The sequence below is a fragment of the Halomonas sp. SpR8 genome (assembly GCF_031010195.1).
GTDB lineage: Bacteria > Pseudomonadota > Gammaproteobacteria > Pseudomonadales > Halomonadaceae > Vreelandella.
This window is the reverse complement of record NZ_JAUAMC010000023.1, coordinates 1-1,317: the sequence shown is the minus strand read 5'-3', so window position 1 is coordinate 1,317 and position 1,317 is coordinate 1. Positions and strand designations below refer to the sequence as shown.

At 51.9% G+C, this 1,317-nt stretch carries 2 rRNA genes; both read left to right on the top strand.

Going from position 1 to position 1,317, the window contains the following annotated elements:
* A 16S ribosomal RNA gene (locus QT230_RS20760) occupies nucleotides 1–114 on the top strand; the annotation flags it as partial.
* 245 nt (nucleotides 115–359) lie between these two features.
* Nucleotides 360–1,317: ribosomal RNA gene (locus QT230_RS20755) — 23S ribosomal RNA — on the top strand; the annotation flags it as partial.

Here is a 1,317-nt window from a genome sequence, read left to right as displayed (position 1 = left end):
CACCAGAAGTGGTTAGCCTAACGCAAGAGGGCGATCACCACGGTGTGGTTCATGACTGGGGTGAAGTCGTAACAAGGTAGCCGTAGGGGAACCTGCGGCTGGATCACCTCCTTAAACGATGCGTCACGGTTAGTAAGCGTCCACAATGAATTACCTGATCAGATAGCTGTTAATACGCAGTGATAAGCTAACCGCCTCCGGCGGTGTCTTATCACTGCGCATAGCAGTCGCTCTTTAACAATGTATATCATGCTGACAAGAACACGCCGCAAGGTGTGGTCTTAAATTGTGATACGTCTCAAGCGTATCCGGCAAAATAGAACGTTATCATTGCGAGTCCAGACTCCTTCGGGTTATAGGGTCAAGCAATGAAGCGCACACGGTGGATGCCTAGGCAGCCAGAGGCGATGAAAGACGTGGTAGCCTGCGATAAGGTTCGGTGAGGTGGCAACAACCTGTGACCCGGACATCTCTGAATGGGGAAACCCACTCATCATAAGATGAGTATCATGCACTGAATACATAGGTGTATGAGGCGAACCAGGGGAACTGAAACATCTAAGTACCCTGAGGAAAAGAAATCAACCGAGATTCCCCTAGTAGCGGCGAGCGAACGGGGACCAGCCCTTAAGCGTATGACTGATTAGGCGAACACGTTGGGAAGCGTGGCCGTAGCGGGTGATAGCCCCGTAGTCGAAAGTCTGAATACGTGAAATCGAGTAGGTCGGGGCACGAGAAACCTTGACTGAAGACGGGGGGACCATCCTCCAAGGCTAAATACTCCTGGCTGACCGATAGTGAACCAGTACCGTGAGGGAAAGGCGAAAAGAACCCCGGAGAGGGGAGTGAAATAGATCCTGAAACCGTGTGCGTACAAGCAGTAGGAGCAGACTTGTTCTGTGACTGCGTACCTTTTGTATAATGGGTCAGCGACTTATATTCAGTGGCGAGGTTAACCGTATAGGGGAGCCGTAGGGAAACCGAGTCTTAACTGGGCGACACAGTCGCTGGATATAGACCCGAAACCGAGCGATCTATCCATGAGCAGGGTGAAGATTGAGTAACATCAATTGGAGGCCCGAACCAGGATCTGTTGAAAAAGATTTGGATGACTTGTGGATCGGAGTGAAAGGCTAATCAAGCTCGGAGATAGCTGGTTCTCCTCGAAAGCTATTTAGGTAGCGCCTCACGTAGTACCGCCGGGGGTAGAGCACTGTTTCGGCTAGGGGGTCATCCCGACTTACCAACCCGAGGCAAACTCCGAATACCGGTGAGTAACGCGTGGGAGACACACGGCGGGTGCTAACGTCCGTCGTG